At 61.7% G+C, this 20703-nt stretch carries 22 protein-coding genes; 11 read left to right on the top strand and 11 right to left on the bottom strand.

The genetic code is table 11. From position 1 onward, the window contains the following. Positions 1-5 precede the first annotated feature (5 nt). The gene (gene msrB / locus H621_RS0112620) at positions 6-398 is read right to left on the bottom strand and encodes a peptide-methionine (R)-S-oxide reductase MsrB (protein ID WP_028943753.1); all 393 of its coding nucleotides are present in this window, start codon (positions 396-398) and stop codon (positions 6-8) included. Between the two features lie 167 nt (positions 399-565). On the opposite strand from msrB, the gene H621_RS0112615 reads away from it, so the two are divergent. Then, on the top strand, positions 566-1777 hold the full coding sequence (locus H621_RS0112615; RefSeq protein ID WP_028943752.1) for a pyridoxal phosphate-dependent aminotransferase: 1212 nt from the start codon (positions 566-568) through the stop codon (positions 1775-1777). Positions 1778-2000: 223 nt separating this feature from the next. Continuing rightward, complete coding sequence (gene htpX, locus H621_RS0112610) at positions 2001-2888, top strand: protease HtpX (protein ID WP_028943751.1); 888 nt, start codon at positions 2001-2003, stop codon at positions 2886-2888. 44 nt (positions 2889-2932) lie between these two features. Here the strand turns inward: htpX and H621_RS0112605 are convergent, their stop codons facing one another. Next, positions 2933-3583, bottom strand: coding sequence for a thiopurine S-methyltransferase (locus H621_RS0112605; RefSeq protein WP_028943750.1), 651 nt, complete (start codon positions 3581-3583; stop codon positions 2933-2935). Between the two features lie 104 nt (positions 3584-3687). Between H621_RS0112605 and H621_RS0112600 the strand changes: the two genes are divergently transcribed. Beyond that, positions 3688-4455, top strand: coding sequence for a DODA-type extradiol aromatic ring-opening family dioxygenase (locus H621_RS0112600; RefSeq protein WP_028943749.1), 768 nt, complete (start codon positions 3688-3690; stop codon positions 4453-4455). A 99-nt stretch (positions 4456-4554) separates the two neighbouring features. Here the strand turns inward: H621_RS0112600 and H621_RS0112595 are convergent, their stop codons facing one another. Continuing rightward, the gene (locus H621_RS0112595) at positions 4555-6216 is read right to left on the bottom strand and encodes a DEAD/DEAH box helicase (protein ID WP_028943748.1); all 1662 of its coding nucleotides are present in this window, start codon (positions 6214-6216) and stop codon (positions 4555-4557) included. 357 nt (positions 6217-6573) lie between these two features. Further along, positions 6574-7329 (bottom strand): spermidine synthase, encoded by a 756-nt coding sequence (locus H621_RS0112590; protein WP_028943747.1) that lies wholly within the window; start codon positions 7327-7329, stop codon positions 6574-6576. A 129-nt stretch (positions 7330-7458) separates the two neighbouring features. On the opposite strand from H621_RS0112590, the gene H621_RS0112585 reads away from it, so the two are divergent. After that, complete coding sequence (locus tag H621_RS0112585) at positions 7459-8805, top strand: class II 3-deoxy-7-phosphoheptulonate synthase (protein WP_028943746.1); 1347 nt, start codon at positions 7459-7461, stop codon at positions 8803-8805. Here the strand turns inward: H621_RS0112585 and H621_RS0112580 are convergent. Both H621_RS0112580 and H621_RS0112575 read right to left on the bottom strand, forming a co-directional pair. Then, positions 8786-10027, bottom strand: a complete 1242-nt coding sequence (locus H621_RS0112580; protein WP_028943745.1) for a winged helix-turn-helix domain-containing protein — start codon at positions 10025-10027, stop codon at positions 8786-8788. The genes H621_RS0112585 and H621_RS0112580 overlap by 20 nt on opposite strands. A gap of 58 nt (positions 10028-10085) precedes the next feature. After that, a complete protein-coding gene (locus H621_RS0112575; RefSeq protein ID WP_028943744.1) occupies positions 10086-10316 on the bottom strand; it encodes a DUF1127 domain-containing protein in 231 nt (76 codons plus the stop codon). Between the two features lie 97 nt (positions 10317-10413). On the opposite strand from H621_RS0112575, the gene H621_RS0112570 reads away from it, so the two are divergent. After that, entirely contained in the window at positions 10414-11268 is an 855-nt protein-coding gene (locus H621_RS0112570; protein ID WP_028943743.1) for a LysR substrate-binding domain-containing protein, read from the top strand. Here the strand turns inward: H621_RS0112570 and H621_RS0112565 are convergent. Further along, positions 11258-12007, bottom strand: coding sequence for a sulfite exporter TauE/SafE family protein (locus H621_RS0112565; RefSeq protein ID WP_028943742.1), 750 nt, complete (start codon positions 12005-12007; stop codon positions 11258-11260). The genes H621_RS0112570 and H621_RS0112565 overlap by 11 nt on opposite strands. A gap of 111 nt (positions 12008-12118) precedes the next feature. Between H621_RS0112565 and H621_RS0112560 the strand changes: the two genes are divergently transcribed. The 3 genes from H621_RS0112560 to H621_RS0112550 all read left to right on the top strand — a co-directional run bounded on the left by H621_RS0112560 (position 12119) and on the right by H621_RS0112550 (position 14145). After that, positions 12119-13072 (top strand): LysR family transcriptional regulator, encoded by a 954-nt coding sequence (locus H621_RS0112560; RefSeq protein ID WP_028943741.1) that lies wholly within the window; start codon positions 12119-12121, stop codon positions 13070-13072. A 58-nt stretch (positions 13073-13130) separates the two neighbouring features. Further along, entirely contained in the window at positions 13131-13592 is a 462-nt protein-coding gene (locus H621_RS0112555) for a MarR family winged helix-turn-helix transcriptional regulator (RefSeq protein ID WP_028943740.1), read from the top strand. 124 nt (positions 13593-13716) lie between these two features. Continuing rightward, positions 13717-14145 carry an organic hydroperoxide resistance protein gene (locus H621_RS0112550; RefSeq protein ID WP_028943739.1) on the top strand — a complete coding sequence of 143 codons (429 nt, stop codon included), beginning with the start codon at positions 13717-13719 and terminating at the stop codon, positions 14143-14145. Positions 14146-14230: 85 nt separating this feature from the next. On the opposite strand, the gene ltrA is transcribed toward H621_RS0112550, so the two are convergent. The 3 genes from ltrA to earP all read right to left on the bottom strand — a co-directional run bounded on the left by ltrA (position 14231) and on the right by earP (position 17875). Further along, positions 14231-15652, bottom strand: coding sequence for a group II intron reverse transcriptase/maturase (gene ltrA / locus H621_RS0112545; RefSeq protein ID WP_028943738.1), 1422 nt, complete (start codon positions 15650-15652; stop codon positions 14231-14233). 471 nt (positions 15653-16123) lie between these two features. Beyond that, on the bottom strand, positions 16124-16693 hold the full coding sequence (efp, locus tag H621_RS0112540; protein WP_028943737.1) for an elongation factor P: 570 nt from the start codon (positions 16691-16693) through the stop codon (positions 16124-16126). Between the two features lie 48 nt (positions 16694-16741). Continuing rightward, positions 16742-17875, bottom strand: a complete 1134-nt coding sequence (earP, locus tag H621_RS0112535; RefSeq protein WP_028943736.1) for an elongation factor P maturation arginine rhamnosyltransferase EarP — start codon at positions 17873-17875, stop codon at positions 16742-16744. A gap of 121 nt (positions 17876-17996) precedes the next feature. On the opposite strand from earP, the gene H621_RS0112530 reads away from it, so the two are divergent. Both H621_RS0112530 and H621_RS0112525 read left to right on the top strand, forming a co-directional pair. After that, on the top strand, positions 17997-18386 hold the full coding sequence (locus H621_RS0112530; RefSeq protein WP_028943735.1) for a hypothetical protein: 390 nt from the start codon (positions 17997-17999) through the stop codon (positions 18384-18386). A gap of 7 nt (positions 18387-18393) precedes the next feature. Next, positions 18394-18876 carry a GreA/GreB family elongation factor gene (locus H621_RS0112525; RefSeq protein WP_028943734.1) on the top strand — a complete coding sequence of 161 codons (483 nt, stop codon included), beginning with the start codon at positions 18394-18396 and terminating at the stop codon, positions 18874-18876. Between the two features lie 19 nt (positions 18877-18895). Here the strand turns inward: H621_RS0112525 and H621_RS0112520 are convergent, their stop codons facing one another. After that, positions 18896-19828, bottom strand: coding sequence for a LysR family transcriptional regulator (locus H621_RS0112520; protein WP_028943733.1), 933 nt, complete (start codon positions 19826-19828; stop codon positions 18896-18898). A gap of 123 nt (positions 19829-19951) precedes the next feature. On the opposite strand from H621_RS0112520, the gene H621_RS0112515 reads away from it, so the two are divergent. After that, positions 19952-20701 carry a 3-oxoacyl-ACP reductase family protein gene (locus H621_RS0112515; protein ID WP_028943732.1) on the top strand — a complete coding sequence of 250 codons (750 nt, stop codon included), beginning with the start codon at positions 19952-19954 and terminating at the stop codon, positions 20699-20701. Positions 20702-20703 lie beyond the last annotated feature (2 nt).

The following is a 20703-nucleotide window of genomic DNA, read 5'->3' as shown; positions in this document are numbered from 1 at the left end:
CTCAGTTAGCGTGGAACCAGGTCCAGACAGACCGAGTTGATGCAATAGCGTAGCCCGGTCGGCGGCGGCCCGTCGGGGAATACATGACCCAGATGGGCATCGCATTGGGCACAGGTCACTTCGGTGCGAATCATGCCGTGGGAAGTATCACGAATCTCGACCATCGCGCTGTCCTGGATGGGCGCGTAGAAGCTCGGCCAGCCACAACCGGAGTCGAACTTGGACTTTGAATCGAACAACGGGGCAGTGCAGCAGATGCAGTGGTAGACGCCGTCGGTCCTGGTCCCGTTGTATTTGCCGCTGAATGGGCGCTCCGTGCCTTTCAGGCGGCAGACGTTGTATTGCTCGGGGTCGAGCATTGCACGCCATTCATCCAGGGTTTTCTCGATCTTGTCCATTTGCAGGCCTCGGCAGACTAAAAACCCCGCGCTGCGTCTTTTCCACAACGCGGGCGGCACGTATATTATTGCGCCTCATCAGACATCAGTCTGGCACCCGCGTTACACGCATTTCAAACGTTTTCACAGCGCAGTGCGCGGCGATCTTTTCTAATCGGGATCACATCATGCAGGTCAGCAAATCGAACAAGCTCGCCAATGTCTGCTATGACATTCGCGGCCCGGTGCTCAAGCACGCCAAACGCCTGGAAGAGGAAGGCCACCGCATCCTCAAGCTGAACATCGGCAACCCGGCGCCCTTTGGTTTCGAGGCGCCGGATGAAATCCTCCAGGATGTCATCCGCAACCTGCCGACGGCCCAAGGCTACAGCGACTCCAAGGGCCTGTTCAGCGCGCGCAAGGCGGTAATGCAGTATTACCAGCAAAAGCAGGTTGAAGGCGTCGGCATCGAAGACATCTACCTGGGCAACGGTGTTTCCGAACTGATCGTGATGTCGATGCAGGCCCTGCTCAACAACGGCGATGAAGTACTGATCCCGGCTCCCGACTACCCGTTGTGGACCGCCGCCGTGAGCCTGGCTGGCGGCAACCCGGTGCACTACCTGTGCGACGAGCAGGCCGACTGGTTCCCCGACCTTGACGACATCAAGTCCAAGATCACCTCCAACACCAAGGCACTGGTGATCATCAACCCGAACAACCCGACGGGCGCCGTGTACTCGCGCGAACTGTTGCTGGGCATGCTCGAGCTAGCACGCCAGCACAACCTGGTGGTGTTCTCGGACGAGATCTACGACAAGATCCTCTACGACGAAGCCGTGCACATCAGCACCGCGTCGCTGGCCCCGGACCTGCTCTGCCTGACCTTCAACGGCCTGTCCAAATCCTACCGGGTGGCAGGCTTCCGTTCGGGTTGGCTGGCCATCTCCGGGCCCAAGCAACATGCCCAGAGCTACATCGAAGGCATCGACATGCTGGCCAACATGCGCCTGTGCGCCAACGTGCCGAGCCAGCACGCCATCCAGACTGCCCTGGGCGGCTACCAGAGCATCAATGACCTGGTCCTGCCGCCTGGGCGCCTGCTCGAGCAGCGCAACCGCACCTGGGAGCTGCTCAACGACATTCCCGGCGTCAGCTGCGTCAAACCGATGGGCGCGCTCTACGCCTTCCCACGGATCGACCCGAAAGTCTGCCCCATTCACAACGATGAGAAGTTCGTTCTCGACCTGCTGCTCTCGGAAAAGCTGCTGATTGTCCAGGGCACGGCGTTCAACTGGCCATGGCCGGATCACTTCCGCGTGGTCACCCTGCCAAGGGTCGACGACCTGGAGCAGGCCATTGGCCGTATCGGAAATTTCCTAAAGACATATCAGCAGTAATCTGCAAGCACATGGGAAGCGCCCGCGCCTTACGGCGTGGGCCTTTCAGATCAAGCCCCCACCTTTTACAGGACTCGGCGCTCTGGCGCGCGGGATAGCGGAATTCGGCTGTAATACAGGAAAGTACACAGTTTGAAATAGTCGCCCGGTTGAATCACTGGGGCCCGCACCTTATATACCCCGCATACGTGACATTTTTATCCGTCAGGAGAACGTAACAACCATGATGCGCATCTTACTGTTTGTAGCCACCAACCTTGCGGTTGTGCTGATTGCCAGCATTACCCTGAGCCTGTTCGGCTTCAATGGGTTCATGGCGGCAAACGGGGTTGACCTCAAGCTCGACCAGCTGCTGATTTTCTGCGCCGTGTTCGGCTTTGCCGGCTCGTTGATCTCGCTGTTCATCTCCAAGTGGATGGCGAAGATGAGCACCGGCACCCAGATCATCAGCCAGCCGCGCACCCGCCACGAACAATGGCTTTTGCAAACCGTCGAAGAGCTGTCCCGCGAGGCCGGTATCAAGATGCCGGAAGTGGGCATCTTCCCGGCCTACGAGGCCAACGCCTTTGCCACCGGCTGGAACCGCAACGACGCCCTGGTTGCCGTCAGCCAGGGCCTGCTGGAGCGTTTCTCGCCCGATGAAGTGCGCGCCGTACTGGCCCACGAGATCGGCCACGTGGCCAATGGCGACATGGTGACCCTGGCGCTGGTACAGGGCGTGGTCAACACATTCGTCATGTTCTTCGCCCGCATCATCGGCAACTTCGTCGACAAGGTGATCTTCAAGAACGAAGAAGGTCAGGGTATCGCCTATTACATCGCAACCATCGTTGCCGAATTGGTCCTGGGCATCCTGGCCAGCATTATCGTCATGTGGTTCTCGCGCAAACGTGAGTACCGTGCCGACGAAGCCGGTGCCCGCCTGGCCGGCACCAGCGCAATGATTGGCGCCCTGCAGCGCCTGCGCTCGGAGCAAGGCGTGCCGGTGCACATGCCCGACACCCTGAACGCCTTCGGCATCAATGGCGGCCTCAAACAGGGCCTGGCCGGCCTGCTGATGAGCCACCCACCGCTGGAAGATCGTATCGAGGCCCTGCGCCGCCGCGGCTGATCGACACAGCAATGAAAAAGGGCGACTTCGGTCGCCCTTTTTTATCAACGCTGCAAGCGGTACACCCGCTCGAACAGCGTCTTCATCCCCGCCTGCACAAACTTCGGACTCTGCTCAATCACATCCCACGCCTCCAGCGTCTTCGGCTGCCAAGTGGCAAACAGCCGCTGCACCTCCTGGTCGGGCACCGAGAAAGGCGGCCCGTCCAGGCGCTGCTGGTCATAATCCAGGGTAATCATCAGGCCTTTGCAGCCTTGGGGCATGCAGTCGTTCAGCAGCGCAGCATAGCGTTCACGCATGGCCGGCGGCAGGGCAATCACCGCGGCACGATCATAAAACCCGGCACAGTCGCTGACGTCATCCTTGCGCAAGGCAAAGAAGTCGCCACACCACAGCTCCAGGCCGTCGTGCCGATACACCTTGAATGCCCCACGCTGGCTGACTTCAGGCTGCAACTGCTGCTCGGCAAAAAAATCCTCGATGGCGCGCTGGGACAGCTCGATACCGAGCACCTGGTGCCCTTGCCCCGCCAGCCAGGCCAGGTCCAGGCTTTTGCCACACAACGGCACCAGCACCTTGCTGCCCGCCGCCAGGCCCAGCGAGGCCCAGTGCCTTTGCAGGTAGGCGTTGACCTGCCCCTGATGAAACCCGATCTGATTGTCTGCCCAGCGCTTGTGCCAGAACTCCGCTTGCATGGCATACCTCGAATTTTTCGATCAAATAATGCTAAAACTTATATTAGATTTAGATCAATGACCTGATTGAAGATAGAGCCATCTTAACCTTCAGGACCTTTGCCATGCTCCCCAGCCTGTTTATTTCCCATGGATCACCCATGCTGGCCCTGGAACCTGGTGCCAGCGGCCCTGCCCTTGCCCGCCTGGCCGCCGCACTACCCAGGCCCAAGGCCATCGTGGTGGTGTCGGCGCACTGGGAAAGCCGTGAGCTACTGGTGAGCAGCAGCCCGCAGCCCGACACCTGGCATGACTTTGGCGGCTTCCCAGCGGCCCTGTATGCCCTCCAGTACCCGGCCCCGGGTGAGCCTGCCCTGGCGCAGCGCATAAGCGAACTGCTGTGCAGCGCAGGGCTGCCCGCCCGCCTCGACCCGCAACGCCCGTTCGACCATGGCACCTGGGTACCGTTGTCGCTGATGTACCCCAATGCGGACATCCCCGTGGTGCAGATCTCCCTGCCCACCCAGCTCGGGCTGAAACTGCAGGAAATGGTCGGCCGCGCAGTGGCCGGCTTGCGTGAAGAGAACATCCTGCTGGTGGGCTCAGGCAGCATCACCCATAACCTGGGCGAGCTCGACTGGCGCGCCGGCCCCGATACCATCGAACCCTGGGCCAAGGCATTTCGCGACTGGATGATTGAAAAACTTGCGGCCGGCGACACCCAGGCCCTGCACGATTACCGCCACCAGGCACCGTTCGCCGTGCGCAGCCATCCGAGTGACGAGCACCTGCTGCCGCTGTACTTTGCCCGGGGTGCGGGCGGGCAGTTCGGCATTGCTCACCAGGGGTTCACCCTCGGAGCCCTCGGGATGGATATCTATCGATTCGAGTAGGAGCGGGCCTGCCCCGCGATAGCGATTTGCCCAGCAGCCCGCCCCCACCAGGCAAAAAAAATCCCCGAACATGTCGGGGATTTTTTTATGGCTCGCGGATCAGTCTTCGCGGTAGCGGCGCAGTTTCAGCTGCTTACCGGCAACACGAGTGTCCTTGAGCTTGGCCAGCAGACGCTCCAGACCTTCTTCCGGCAGCTCGACCAGACTGAAGCTGTCGCGCACTTGGATGCGGCCGATCGCTTCGCGGGCCAGGCCGCCTTCGTTGAGAATGGCGCCCAGCAGGTTCTTGGCAGCGATACCGTCACGCGCGCCCAGCGCGGTACGGCAGCGTGCACGACCTTCGCCCAGCGGCATTGGCGCACGACGCTCACGCTCGCCACGCTCTGGACGCTCGCCAGTGCGCTCACGCGGGGTATAGGTCGGAACCAGCGGCTGCTCTTTCTCGACAGCTTCCAGGGTCAGGGCCTGACCGTTGGTAGCCTTGCGCAGCAGAGCGGCGGCCAGGGCACGCGGGCTGCAACCGATGTCGGCGGTCAGGCGATCGAGCAGTTCACCGTGGGTCGACTCGGCGTCGGCTACCAGCGGCGCCAGGCTGTTGGTCAGCTTCTTGATGCGAGCATCGAGAACGGCCTGGGCGTTCGGCAGGCGAACTTCGGCAACCTTCTGACCAGTAACACGCTCGATCACCTGCAGCATGCGGCGCTCGCGCGGGGTGACCAGCAGCAGCGCACGACCTTCGCGACCGGCACGGCCAGTACGGCCGATACGGTGAACGTAGGACTCTGGATCGTATGGCATGTCAACGTTGAACACGTGAGTGATGCGCGGTACGTCCAGACCACGGGCAGCAACGTCGGTCGCAACCACGATGTCCAGGCGGCCATCCTTGAGCGAGTCGATCACGCGCTCACGCTGGTTCTGGGCAATGTCACCGTTCAGCGCAGCGGCTTTGTAGCCTTTGGCTTCGAGGGCACTGGCCAGGTCCAGGGTCGCTTGCTTGGTACGTACGAAGGCGATCAGCGCGTCGAACTCTTCCACTTCCAGCAGGCGCAGGACAGCGGAAACCTTCTGATCGGCGTGGACCATCAGGTGAGCTTGTTCGATCGCGGTAACGGTCTGGGTCTTGCTCTGGATCTTGACGTGCTTCGGGTCACGCAGGTGACGCTCGGCAATCGCGCGGATCGAAGCTGGGAGGGTGGCCGAGAACAGAACGGTCTGACGGGTTTCCGGCATGGCCTTGAAGATGACTTCCAGGTCATCCATGAAGCCCAGCTTGAGCATTTCGTCAGCTTCGTCGAGCACCAGGTGGTTGACGGTCGCCAGGACTTTTTCGTCGCGACGCAGGTGGTCGCACAGACGGCCTGGGGTAGCAACGACGATTTGCGCGCCATTGCGGATTGCTTTGAGTTGTGGGCCCATTGGGGCACCACCGTATACGGCCACCACGGTTACGCCCGGCATCTGCTTGGCGTAGGTTTCAAAAGCGGTGGCTACTTGCAGCGCCAACTCACGGGTTGGCGCCAGGATCAGGGCTTGCGGCTCGCGCTTGCTCGGGTCGATGCGGTTCAGGATAGGCAGTGCGAAGGCAGCGGTTTTACCGGTACCTGTCTGCGCCTGACCGATCATGTCGTGACCGGCGAGAATAATCGGGATCGATTGCTGCTGAATGGCCGATGGCTCTTCGTAGCCGGTAGCCAGCACAGCAGCAACAATGCTCGGATGAAGATCGAGAGCGGCGAAGCCGCCGGTTTCCTGGGTCATGGGTCTGCCTCTAAGTGCATCCGCAAAGACCCATGCTCCAAAGCTGCACATGCCTTGTAAGACCCGAAGGTCACCCTGGCAGCTTTGTCGGCGGGGATTTGCGAAAACGATTGAAGAAAAATAGGAACGTCTAAGGAGAGTCCGCGGTGCGGACGCGCAGCCGAAGCTGGCTTCGGGGAATTGCACTACCTAAACGAGGTCCGGTAAAAGACCGGCGCGTACTATACCTGAATTCGGAATTTACGGGAGATTTTTTTATTGCAACACGCCAGCGCCAGACCCCGTTCAAACGGCGTCTGGGGTGGTAACGCTGCTGGCGGCTGAATCGTTTTTCTGCCGACAGCTCAACGGCGCGCCTCAGGAGGCCGGTCGAATCGCTGCGATGAGCGGTTGCAACGAGTAACCCAGGCGTGGCGCCAGGGCGTCGGCGCGGGCATTGAGCCCGGCCAGGTCCAGCTCCTGATCAAGATCGGCCGGTACCATGAGGATCACATTGCCCTCCTTGACCGGCAGCTCCCAGTAATGACGATGGTACAGCCCGCGCAACAAGGCTGCACCCAAGGGCTTGCCATCATCGCCAGCCCACTGGTTGATCACCAGCCAGCCGCCAGGATTGAGGCGCTTCTGGCAGTTTTCCAGAAAACGCCAGGCCAGGTGCGCCACTCCTGGGCCGTGATCGGTATAGAGGTCGACGAAAATCAGATCGGCAGGTTCAGCGCTGTCCAGCAGCTCCACCGCATCACCTATGCGGATATACAGACGCGGATCGTCGTCCAGGCCAAGGTACTCGATGGCCAGACGCGGTACATCGGGACGCAGTTCAATGGCCTCGATGTCTTCGAGCGGCAGAAACTTCATGCAGGCCTGGGTCAGCGTACCCGCCCCGAGGCCCAGAAACAGCGCGCTCTCGGGCTCGGCATGGCCCAACGCGCCGATCAGCATGGCACGGGTGTAGTCATACTCCAGCCAGCTCGGATCGGCCGTAAACACGCAGCTTTGCTCGATGGCCTCGCCGAACTCGAGAAACCGATAGTCATCGACTTCCAGCACACTGATGGTGCCGTAGTCATCCTTCACCTGGGCCAGCAGCCGCTCCACCCGTTCCTCTGTCATGCTGTCTCCCGGCACACGCCGCTACCCCAGGCAAAAACCGCCATTGTCCGTCAATGGCGCCAGTGCAACAAGGCGCGCGGCAACTGTTAACATGGCACACAGCCCTTTTACGACAAGATCGAGCCCGTGATGAACCAACCCTGGAGTCCTGACAGCTGGCGCGCCCTGCCGATCCAGCAGCAACCGACCTACCCCGACGCTGCCCATCTGCTCAACGTCGAGCAGACCCTCGCCAGCTACCCGCCGCTGGTCTTTGCCGGCGAGGCCCGGGAGTTGCGTCGACAGTTTGCCGAAGTGACCCAGGGGCGCGCGTTCCTCCTGCAAGGGGGCGATTGCGCCGAAAGCTTCGCCGAGTTTTCGGCAGCGAAAATTCGCGACACCTTCAAGGTTCTGCTGCAGATGGCCATTGTCATGACTTTTGCCGCCGGCTGCCCGGTGGTCAAGGTCGGACGCATGGCCGGCCAATTTGCCAAGCCCCGCTCGGCGGGTGATGAGACCATCGGCGGCGTCACACTGCCGGCCTACCGTGGCGACATCGTCAACGGCATCGGTTTTGACGAAAAAAGCCGTGTGCCGGACCCCGAGCGCCTGCTGCAGGCCTACCACCAGTCCACCGCCAGCCTCAACCTGCTGCGCGCCTTTGCCCAGGGCGGTTTTGCCGACCTGCATCAAGTACACAAGTGGAACCTGGACTTCATCGCCAACTCGGCCCTGGCCGAGAAGTACAGCCAACTGGCCGACCGCATCGATGAAACCCTGGCCTTCATGCGTGCCTGCGGCATGGACAGCTCGCCGCAGCTGCGCGAAACCAGCTTCTTCACCGCCCACGAAGCCCTGCTGCTGAACTACGAAGAAGCCTTCGTGCGCCGCGACAGCCTGACCAACGACTACTACGACTGCTCGGCGCACATGCTCTGGATCGGGGATCGCACCCGCCAGCTCGATGGTGCCCACGTCGAATTCCTGCGCGGGGTGAACAACCCGATCGGGGTAAAGGTCGGCCCGAGCATGAATACCGAAGAACTGATTCGTCTGATTGACGTGCTCAACCCGGACAACGACCCCGGGCGCCTCAATCTGATCGTGCGCATGGGCGCAGAGAAGGTTGGCGATCACTTGCCAGCACTGATCCGCAGCGTCGAGCGTGAGGGTCGCCAGGTACTGTGGAGTTCGGACCCGATGCATGGCAACACCATCAAGGCCAGCAGCGGCTACAAGACCCGCGACTTCGCCCAGATTCTCAGCGAGGTCAAACAGTTCTTCCAGGTGCATCAGGCCGAGGGTAGCCATGCTGGCGGCATCCACATCGAAATGACCGGACAGAACGTCACTGAATGCATCGGCGGCGCCCGCCCGATCACCGAAGATGCCCTCTCGGACCGCTATCACACCCACTGCGACCCGCGCATGAACGCCGATCAGTCGCTGGAACTGGCCTTCCTGATCGCCGAGACCCTCAAGCAAGTCCGCCGCTGAACACACTGCGGGCCAGCGCCGGGCGCAAACGCTCGGCACTGGCCCGCGGGCAATTCAGTTGAACCTGTGACAAGCCCAGCCAGGTCGCCATGCGCCACAAATTATCGGCCAGTGCCTGAATCCCACCCTCGTCCAGGCCGTGCGCTTCCTCGTGTACTGCATGGATCGCCAGGCGGTCGCTGGCGCGCTCGGCACGCAAGTCCACCCGCGCAGCGATCCGCTCGTCATGCAGGAACGGCAACACGTAATACCCATACACCCGCTTGTGCGCCGGGGTGTAGATCTCCAGCCGATAGCGAAAGTCGAACAATCGCTCGGTGCGCTCACGCGCCCACACCAGCGAATCGAAAGGCGAAAGCAAGGCACTGGCGGCCACCTTGCGCGGCAAGCGCACATCACTCATGCAGTACGCCGGCTGCGGCCAGCCCTGCACCGAACATACTTCAACGACCCCCTCCTCCACCAGTTCAGCCAGGCGCGCACGGCTATCAGCGGGACTCAGGCGGTAGTAGTCCCGCAGGTCCTTCTCCGTTCCCACCCCCAGGGCATTGGTCGCTTGCAACAACAACCCTCGCTGGGCCTGGGCTTCATCCAGCGGCGGCTGCTGCAGCAACGCCTGAGGCAGGACCCGCTCGGGCAGATCGTACAGGCGCTCGAAACCGCGGCGACCGGCCACCGTGACCAGTCCGGCGGCGAACAACCACTCCAGCGCGTGCTTTTCCGCGCTCCAGTCCCACCAAGGGCCGGCACGCTCCTCTCGGGTCGACAGGCTGCCAGCCCCCAGTGCGCCCTGCTCCGTCACCGCCGCCAACACCCGGGCAATGGTCGGTTGTTGCTCACGACCAAAGCGGGCCAGTTGCTGGTAGATGCCCTGCCCCTGGCGCGCCCGGTCCATGCGCCAACGCAGCAAGGGATAGAGCGCCAGCGGTAGCAGCGAGGCTTCATGGCCCCAGTACTCGAACACTTTGCGTTGGCGGTTACGCCCCCAGGCGAGTTGGTCGAGCAAGGCCTGTGGATAACTGCCCAGGCGAGAAAACAGCGGCAGGTAATGGGAGCGCACCAGGGCATTGACCGAGTCGATCTGCACCACACCCAGGCGCTCGATCACCTGCGACAGGTGAGCGGCACGGACCTGAGCGCGCGGCGCACGGGCAGCGAAACCCTGGGCCGACAAGGCCAGACGACGTGCCTGCGCATGAGAAAACGATTGAGTGGCGGGCATGCCCGGCTCCTTCTGAACAAGCCCACTCAAGGTAATCCCGCCCTGTGTGGGGCGCGACTCATTTTTTCAGGGGGTCATCCCAGAACGGGCGCTCCACTTCCTGCAGCACATCGGCGCGGCTCATGCCGATATCCTGCAGCGCCGCATCACTCAGGCGCGCCAGCTCCATGCGCTGGCGATGCAATTGCCGCCAGCGTCCCAACTGCTGCACCACGCCGTGGACCAGGGGAGTGAACCAGCCCTGACGGGACTGGGGATACATCAGAATGAGCATTTTCTGACCTTTCATCGTCGTACCCTCCGTGTTGGATGACGTCAGTGTCAGCCCGGGTCTAAGATCAATCCAACGAATGTTCCTGATGCAATACATCTAGGAGATTGATGCCTTGTCCCAGTACCAGAGTATCGATTCCGAGGTCCTGCGCACGTTTGTGGCGATCGCCGAACACGGGGGGTTCACCCGCGCCGGGGAGGTGGTCAACCGCACTCAGTCGGCGGTCAGCATGCAGATGAAACGCCTGGAAGAGGACATCATCCAGCGTCAGCTATTCGAACGGGACGGGCGCCAGGTACGTCTGACCGCCGAAGGCCAGGTGCTGCTTGGCTATGCCCGGCGCATCCTCAAGCTGCATGGCGAAGTCTTCAACACCCTGCGCATGCCCCATATGGTCGGAACGGTGCGCATTGGCACACCGGATGACTATGCCATGCGATTCTTGCCGGGCATTCTGTCCAGCTTCGCCCAGGCCTACCCGTTGATCCAGGTGGAGGTGCATTGCGAGAGCTCTCGCCAATTGATGCAGCGCCAGGACCTGGACATGACCATCATCACCTGCGAACCCGGCCATGAGGTCGGCCAGCTGCTGCGTCGCGAGCGTGCGGTGTGGGTGCAGGCGCAAGGCTTTTGCCCGCACGAACACACGCCCCTGCCACTGGCGGTGTTCAACACCGACTGCTGCTGCCGGACCTGGGCCTGCAACGCCCTCGACGCGCTCGGAAAGGAATATCGCATTGCCTACACCAGTGCCAGCACCCCGGCGATCATGGCGGTGGTCAGCGCCGGCCTGGCCGTCACGGCCCAGTTGCAGAGCCTGATCACCAGCGACCTGCGAATCATCGGCGAGGCCGAGGGCCTGCCGGAGTTGCCGACCGCAAGCATCATGCTGCTGCGCAACGGCCCCCATCAGTCGCAGATGATCGACTGCATGGCGGATTACATCGTCGAAGGCTTCAGATCTTGAGGGCGAGCATCACTGCGCAGACCACCAGGAAACCGCAAAACAGCGTGCGCAAGACTCTTTCCGGCAAGGCGTGAGCCAGCTTCACCCCCCAGCTGATGCTGAGCAGCCCGCCAATCGCCAATGGTATGCCCATGCTCCACTGCACATGCTGGTGGAGACCATAGGTGAGCAATGTCACCGCGGTACTCGGCGCTGCCAGGGCCAGCGAAAGCCCCTGGGCAACCACCTGGGTGGTACCGAAGACACTGGTAAGCACCGGCGTTGCCACCACGGCTCCACCCACACCGAACAGGCCGCCCAGCACACCGGCGCCCCCACCCAGCACCCCCAGCCAAGGCCAGCCGTGACGCATCTCACTGCTAGGCTGCGCCTTGGGCATGAACATCCGCACCAGGTTCCAGGCCGCCAGAGCTACCAGAAACAGCACGAAGCCAAAGCGCATGGCTTGGGCATCGACACCTACAGCCCAGATCGAACCCAGCCAGGCAAAGGCGAAACTGGCGATCGCCAACGGCAAGGCATGGCGCAGTTCGATCCGATTACGCTGGTGATAACGCCACAACGCCAGCAGCACGTTAGGTACAACCATCACCAGCGCCGTGCCCTGGGCCAGCTGCTGATCAAGTCCAAACAGCACACCGAGCGCGGGAATCGCGATCAATCCCCCGCCGATACCGAACAATCCTCCGACGGTTCCCAGTGCCGCGCCCAGCGCTATGTACATCGCCCACTCGATCATTGCTGCCTCTCAAGAAATCCAATCGGTGCATGCTACCGACCCGATGCTAGCGGGGAAACGCACAGCAACGCACAATGGCTATGCAATTTACGCAAAAGCAGATCTCGCGAAATGAACCCTGACACCCTGACCGAACAACTCAGCCTGTTCCTGGACGTGCTGGAAACCGGCAGCTTTTCCGCCACCGCCCGCCGACACCCGCTGACCCCATCGGCGGTAGCGCGGCGCATCGACACCCTGGAAAGCGCCATTGGCAGCCGCCTGTTCGTGCGCAGTACCCATGCCGTACGCCCCACCCCAGCGGGCAATGCCTTCGCCGAGCGAGCGCGGCGCATCGTCGAAGAGCTGCGCCTGGCCCGCGCCGAAGCCGTGTCACTGAGCAATGCTCCGGAGGGCCTGATTCGCATCGACGCCCCGGCAGCATTTGGCCGTCGCCACCTGGCACCCGCCATTGCCGACTTTCTGGTGGCCTATCCCGGGCTCGATGTACAGCTACGCCTGATCGACAGCTTTGTGGACCTGCACGGCTCGCACCTGGGCGAAGTCGACCTGGTACTGCGCGCAGGTCCGCTGGCGGACACCCGCCTGGTGGCCACTTCCCTGGCCAAGATGGTGCGCATTGCCTGTGCCAGCCCCGCGTACCTGGCTGCCCGCGGCATTCCTGCCACACCGGCCGAGCTACCCGACCACGACGGCCTGGACTGGGACGGCCTGGCGCCGCCCTTCGCCTGGCGCTTCGCGGTGGAGGGCCAACTGCGCCTGTACCGCCCGACGCGGATGCGCATGAGTGCCAACAACGCCGAAACCTTGTTGTTCGGCGCCCTCGCCGGCCTGGGCATCGCCCACTTGCCCACCTGGCTGATCAGCGACTACCTGTTGCGCGGTGAGCTTTTGCCTCTGTTTTGCGAAAGCGGCCTGCCACCGGCCGAGTCCAGCGGCATTTACGCCTTGCGCCTGGAACATGAAACGAACTCTCGCAGCCGTTTGCTGCTCGAATTCCTCAAGAGCCGCTTCAGCCCGGTGCCCCCTTGGGACTTGGCCGTGCAAAGCGAGCTGCGCTGGTAATAAGTGCGCTAATGAACAGCGTGCTAAATTCAAAGGATCAACTGATCAAAGGAACTGCATGAACGCCGATACCCAAGCCCCAGGCCCGTGCGACGAATTGCTTCTGAACAACCAGGTGTGCTTCGCCCTGCACTCCACCTCGCTGCTCATGACCAAGGTCTACAAACCATTGCTGCAAGCGCTCGGCCTGACGTATCCACAGTACCTCGCCATGCTCGTGCTCTGGGAGCAGGACGGCTTGACCGTGGGTGAAATCAGCCACCGCCTGCTGACCGACCCCGGCTCGCTGACGCCGCTTCTCAAGCGCCTCGAAGCCGAGGGGCTGCTCAAGCGTACTCGCAGCCGCGACGATGAACGGGTGGTGCTGGTGCAACTGACCGAACAGGGTCAGGCCCTGAAGGAGCAGGCCAAACGCGTCCCACCGTGCATCCTCGGCGCCAGCGGACAGAGCCTTGAGCGCCTGCAACAGTTGCAGGCCGAACTGCTGGAGCTGCGGGCCAACCTGCAACAAAGCCTTTGAGGTCTATGCTGTGAGTGACCGTTCGTAGCAAGGTCGAAAAATTAACTTGCGCACTAAATAACTGCGCGCTAAGTTAATTCCCGTACCCACTCAGCGCCACGGCGCAATCCATGCGAGGCTCAAGATGCAAAAGGTCACTCCGCTGTACATTGCAGAGGCTACCTCCACCGGCGGTCGCGATGGTCGGTCCAAATCCAGCGACGGCATTCTCGATATCGCCCTGGCCACGCCCAAGGAGCTGGGCGGCGCAGGCGGCGCTGCTACCAACCCCGAGCAACTGTTTGCCGCCGGCTACTCGGCCTGCTTCATCGGCGCACTGAAGTTCGTTGCCGGCCAGCAGAAAAAAGCCATTCCTGCCGACAGTTCGATCAAGGCCCGCGTGGGCATCGGCCAGATCCCAGGCGGATTCGGCCTGGACATCGACTTGCATGTGAACCTGCCCGGCCTCGAACAAGCCGATGCCCAGGCCCTGGTCGACGCCGCGCACCAGGTGTGCCCGTACTCCAACGCCACCCGCGGCAATGTTGATGTACGCCTGCATGTCACGGTCTGAGGGTAAAACCCAGGATCGAGTAGGAGGCGGGTTCACACCCGCCGTCCTCTCACCCCACCGTGCGTACGGTTCCGTACACGGCGGTTCAGGTTATGCGGCTAAGCCGGTTGATCGTATCCAGTATCGAGACCAGTCCGAGTCGATCCCATAGTTTCTTCGGCAGCGCCTGATTCATATGTGGCGCCCCCGAATTCCACCACGGGCCTCGGCCGTTATAGGCCGATTTACAGGCACGCTCTTCGCTTAAGCCCAGACGCATCAAGTTGCCCGCCCTCGTAGAGGGCCGCTTCCATTGGCGCCAGATGGCGCAGCGGAGTTTGTGCCTGATCCAGCCATCCAGTTCCTCAAGTGGCCGTTTGCTCTGGCTGAGCTTGAAGTAACCCGCCCAGCCTCGTAGGACAGGGTTTATCCGCTCGATGGTGTTCGCCATCTTGTGGCCCCGCGCTCTGCGCAGCAGCTCTGCGAGCCGGACGCGCAGGCGACCCAGGCTCATCGTTGCCACCCGCAGCCTCGGCTGCTGATGCCAGCTCATCCCATAGCCCAGGTAATCGCACTTCCAGGCCCTTGCCACTTGGCTCTTGCTCCGATTCACCGTCAATTTCAGACGCTGAATCAGGAAACGCTCGACACTGGCCAGCACCCGTTCGCCAGCACGAGGACTGCGCACATAGATGTTCGCGTCATCGGCATAGCGCACGAAACGATGGCCCCGTCGTTCCAACTCCCGGTCGAGTTCATTGAGCAGGATGTTCGACAGCAGCGGCGAGAGCGGGCCACCTTGCGGCGTCCCCTCCTGTCGTTGACTGACAACCCCGCCCGACATGACTCCGGCTTCGAGGTAACGACGGATAAGTCTGAGCACGCGCTTGTCTTCGACGTGACACTCGACGCACGCCATCAGGATGTCGTGGTTGACCCGATCAAAGAATTTCTCCAGATCAATCTCCACGCACCAGCGATGCCCCGACGCCACATGGGTGCGGGCCATCTCGACAGCGTGGTGAGCGCTTCTACCCGGACGGAAGCCGTAGCTGTAGTCCGAGAACAGCGGATCGAAGAGCGGCGTGAGTTGTTGCAGCAGGGCTTGCTGGATCAGGCGATCCACGACGCTGGGAATACCCAACTGCCGAGTACCGCCCTGCGGCTTGGGAATCTCAACCGCACGCACTACTTGGGGATGGTATTCGCCGGCCAACAGCCGGGCTTTGAGGACTGGCCAATACTGATTCACGTAGCCCGCCAACTCGGCCACCGTCATGCCATCGGCACCCGGCGCTCCCTTGTTGCTGACCACACGTTGATACCCACGCCTGAGGTTGGCCGGTGCAAGCACCCGCTCCATCAGCGTGTCCGGCTCCGCGTTCGTCCACGCCACTGACGCCGTCGATACCTTTGCACTGTCAGACACCATCCTCGGCTTCTGGCCGGGACTCTGAATAACAGTTTCCGTTTTGGGAAATTTCTGCATTTCGGCTACCAACGAGACAGTGACGCCTACTGGCGGCATAACCTGTTCGGCCCTTGGTGGCGCGGTTAACCGCCACTTACTACGGCTTCGGCTGACTTCTGCACGCTCATCCCGTCGCCTCTCGACGCTCGGTAGCACAGTGGCAAACGTGCAGATCTCCCAGGGTAATTCGCGTGACCTTCTTGCTTATGCCTGTCGGATTTACGTCACAGCGTTCCGTGCAAGTATTGGGCTTTGACGATTATGGCCGCCTTACCCCGCTGCGCCGCCCTATCCGCTTCCTGTTCGTCAGGCCAGCATTTTGCCTCGGGCTTCCTTCAGATTCGCAGTCACCCGCGACACCCTTGCCTCTGGCTAACACTTCCCCTTGCCGGGTGTGTAGAGGACTTTCACCTCCAAGTCACCAGCGTGGCCACCACAGCCAAGCTGGTTGCGCTAGCGCGCAACGCGCCATGCCTGGCGCACCATAAAAAAACCCGGCCAAGGCCGGGTTTTTAGTGGGCGCAAGAATTACTTCTTGGAACGGCCCTTGAAGCTGCCATCGCGAGTGTCGATGTCGATCATCTCGTCGATTTCAATGAAGTCGGCAACCTGGATTTCAGTACCGTTGCTCAGCTTGGCTGGCTTCATTACCTTACCCGAAGTGTCGCCGCGAGCAGCGTTTTCGGTGTAGACAACCTTACGGCTGATGGTGGTCGGCAGTTCAACCGATACCAGGCGCTCTTCGAAGAAAACGGCTTCGCAGACGTCAGTCATGCCTTCTTCGATGTAGGGCAGAACGGCCTCGATGTCTTCGGCGTTCAGCTCGTACATGGTGTAGTCGGTGGTGTCCATGAAGGTGAAGGTGTCACCACTGATGAACGACAGGGTCGCTTCTTTGCGATCCAGGATCACGTCGTCCAGCTTGTCGTCCGCACCGTAAACGGTTTCGGTCTTGTAGCCGGTCAGCAGGTTCTTCAGCTTGGTCTTCATGATCGCGCTGTTACGGCCCGACTTGGTGAATTCAGCTTTCTGGACCAGCCACGGGTCGTTATCGATCCGCAGTACGGTACCGGGTTTCAGTTCTTTACCAGTTTTCATTGCGAGATATCCGAATTTGGATGGATTTACAAAAATCGAGGCCGCGTATCATAGCCAATTTCGATAAAACTGTACCAGCGCCGTGGCAAGGTCCGGCTGAGCGGCCTGTGCCGCGCTCCAGCGGCGGGCATGCTGGTCGAGCTCGTTCCAGTGCTCTAGCACCTGTTGCCAGGCCTGGCCCATGTCGCGATCCATGTTCCAGGCGCGCCACAACTCGACGATGGCCGTCTTGGCTGAAGGCGACAGCCCTGCGACGTAGTGATCTAGGAACGCTTCGAGCTTTTCCCAGTGGGCGTACTCTTCCTGCACATAAATATGCCAGAGCAGCGGCCGCCCCGCCCATTGCGCGCGAATAAACGAATCCTCGCCGCGCACGGCATTGAAATCGCAGCACCACAACAGCTGGTCGTATTCATCCTGACTGACGAAAGGCAGGATCTGCACCGTCAGCGCGCCGCGCGTGGCCACGCTGCCCACCTGCAGGGTGCCCTCGCCCAGCCAGGCCTGTACATCTCCAAGAATACGACCCTCGGGCACCAACAGATGGTTGGCACGACTGTCGGCAGCCAGGGCATCGAGCCAGCTGGCCAGGCCCGAATTTTCGTACGCGAACAGCGAAATCAGGCGAGCATCGCCGACCGGAGCGACGCCCAGCCCCTGGAGAAACGCTGCTCGTGCAGCCGGAGCCTGCTCGAACGCCTCACGCCGCGCCAGCAAGCTCGCCTCACGCAACAGGCCTCCGGTCCTGGACGTAAAGCCCGGGAAGAAAAACACCTTGCGCAAGCCATTGGGCTGGGGTGATGGCAAGCCATGGCAGCCTTCGACCCAGTCTTCTGCACTCAGGTATTCAAGGTTCAGCCATAACGGAGCGCGGGGACGGTCGAGCATGGCCTGTACATAGGCGGCCGGCAGCTGACAGGCGAAGGCACCGATTACAACGTCCGCCACGGACGTTTCCTGCCACTCAGGCAGCCAGTGGCAAACTTCAACCCCTTGTTGCCATTGATGCGCAGCGCCGGGCACGGCCTGGGGGCAGATACGTTCGAAGGCCGTCAGGTCATCCACCCACAGGCGCACTTCGACATCCTGCTCGGCCACCAGTTGCCGGGCCAGGCGCCAGGTCACGCCGATGTCGCCATAGTTGTCGACGACACAACAGAAGATGTCCCAATGCGCTTTCATCGCGGGCCCCTTGGCAAAAGCGCCGATTGTCCGGGTAAATCATCGCAGACAAAAGCCTGGCAGGAAAAAAACCTGTTGGCCGTGCGAGAATGGCCGACCGTGTCCTGGCCAGGAGGCCGTCATGCCCCGTCCTCGCGAATTGAAGATCACCCTCAAGCCTGTGCAATTGATTCTGTGTGTGGCCCTGGGCCTGTGGCTGGGCGCCCTCGCCATTGCCCTGAGCCTGTGGCTGGCATGGCGCCTTCTGCCTGAAACCGCGCAGCCCCTGACCCAGCAGGTCGTACCGCCAACCGAGGCTCCGGCAAGCGTCACACCGGAAGTTGACCAGCAAACCCGGATGTTCGAGCAGTACAAACGGATACTGCGCAATCAGGAAGTGCAACAGGCCGAGGATCAGGCCCAAAGCAGTATGCGCAACCTGTCCAACCCCAAGTGCCAGTTCTGGCTGCAGCAAAACCGTAACGCGCCGACCGAAAAGAGCCGCGCCCTTGTCCTGGAACTCTGTAACTGACGCCATCATGAACAAAGCCGAACTGCTCACCCGCATCATCGAGACCTTGAGCCTGGACCTGGACGTGGTTCAACGGGCGGCGCAGACCGCCTATGAAACGGCCACCGCCGAAGAGAACATTGCCGAGAACAAGTACGACACCCTGGGCCTGGAGGCCTCCTACCTGGCGACCGGGCAAGCCCGGCGCATGGAAGAGATCCGCCAGGCACGAGCCGCCTACCTGCAGTTGGTGCTGCGTGACTACGACTCGTCATGCGGTATCCAGGTCAGTAACCTGGTTACACTGGAGGCCGACAATGGCAGTTGCCAGCGCTTGTTTCTCGGACCAGAAGCTGCGGGAATGAAGATTGGCCAGGGGGCCGAAGTGGTGACAGTGATCACTCCGCGCTCGCCTCTGGGCCAAGGCTTGATTGGCAAAGGAGTTGATGAAGAAGTCAGCCTGGTGCTGGGGGGCAGGCAGCAGCATTTTTGGGTGGTTGGGGTCTGCTGATCGCGGGGCAGGTCCGCGCCTACCGATTGAGGCTTGCGTCGAACTTCTGTGCCAGGCCCTGGGCTGCAAACTGCTCGAGGACGAAATCCACGAAGGCTCGCGTCTTGCCCGGTAGCAGCTTGTGCTCTGCGTAGTAGAGCGAGATGTTACCGTCATCCACATACCAGTCCGGCAGTACCCGCACCAGGCTTGCCGCCTCAAGGTAGGGCACCGCGAACGGCATGCTCACCAGTGCCACGCCCAACCCCTGCTGCGCAGCCGCGCAGGCAGCCTCCGAGTCACTCATGGTCATGCGCACCCGAATGTTCAACGGGCTTTGTTCCTGCTGCTGATTGGTCAATGGCCAGGAACGTACCCGCCCGGTCTGCGGTGAACGTATGAGGATGCCGTCCAATGCCTGCAAATCGCCGGGCTGCCTGATCGGCGAGTGGCGCTCGATGAACGCCGGGGCCGCCACCAGAATCCGGTGTGCCGGGGTCAACTTGCGCGCCACCACCCCCTGGGGCAGATCAAAGCCGCCACCGATCGCGGCATCAAAACCCTGGCCGATCAGGTCGACCTGACGATTATCGAAGTGCCAGTCCGGGCTGATGGCCGGATAGCGCTGCAGAAATTCGCCCAACAGCGGCACGATGTACAAACGCCCGAACACCGTGCCCATGCTTACCTTCAAGGTGCCGGTCGGCTGCCCCTCAGCGCTGGCCAGGTTGGCCACCGCATACTGGATGGTCTGCAGGCTCCCCGCCACCTCCCCCAGAAACCGCTGGCCGGCTTCGGTCAGGGTCAAGCGTCGGGTGCTGCGCTGGAACAGGCGCACGCCCAGGTTCGCCTCCAGGCGTGCGACGTTCTTGCCCACCGCCGCCGGCGTCAGGCTCAAGCGGCGGGCAGCCTCGGCGAAGCTGCCCACTTCTGCACTGCGCACAAAGCATTCGAGACTGCTGAAGGTTTCCAAGGCGACAATTCCATACTTGTGGTTTACACAGACTATAGCGATTACCGGCTATTCAGAGGGTAATACGGCGCCGATACTGGGCGTCATCCAAGGCATTCGGCCTTGTTCTTTCGGGAGCACAGCATGTCGACCCAAATTCGCCTCAACGGCAAAGTGGCCCTGGTCCAGGGCGGTTCACGCGGTATCGGCGCCGCAATCGTCAAACGCCTGGCCGCCGAAGGCGCCCGTGTCGCCTTTACCTACGCCCACGCCACCGAACAGGCCCAGGCGCTGCAACAAAGCATCATTGCCAACGGTGGCAAAGCCCTCGCCATCCAGGCTGACAGCGCCGATGCCAGCGCCGTGCAGCAAGCCGTGCAAACCACGGTGGATACGTTTGGCAGGCTGGACATCCTGGTCAACAACGCCGGTGTACTGGCCGTTGCGCCCTTGCTGGAGTTCGACCTGAACGACTTCGACCGCACCCTTGCGGTCAACGTGCGCAGTGTCTTCGTTGCCACGCAGGCCGCGGCCCGGCATATGGGCCAGGGCGGACGCATCATCAACATCGGCAGTACCAACGCCGAACGCATGCCCTTTGCCGGTGGCGGCCCCTACGCCATGAGCAAGTCGGCGCTGGTCGGCCTGACCCGCGGCCTGGCAAGGGACCTCGGCCCATTGGGCATCACCATCAACAATGTGCAACCCGGCCCGGTGGATACCGAGATGAATCCGGCCAAGGGCGAGTTCGCTGAAAGCCTGATGGGCTACATGGCAGTGGGGCGATACGGCGAAGTCGAAGAAATCGCCAGCTTCGTTGCTTACCTGGCCAGTCCCGATGCGGCTTATATCACCGGTGCCAGCCTGACCATCGATGGCGGCTTCGCTGCCTGATG

Origin of the sequence: Pseudomonas vranovensis DSM 16006 (assembly GCF_000425805.1) — a bacterium.
Lineage (GTDB): Bacteria > Pseudomonadota > Gammaproteobacteria > Pseudomonadales > Pseudomonadaceae > Aquipseudomonas > Aquipseudomonas vranovensis.
The sequence above is the reverse complement of the archived record's forward strand: the minus strand, read 5'-3'. Positions and strand labels throughout refer to the sequence as shown.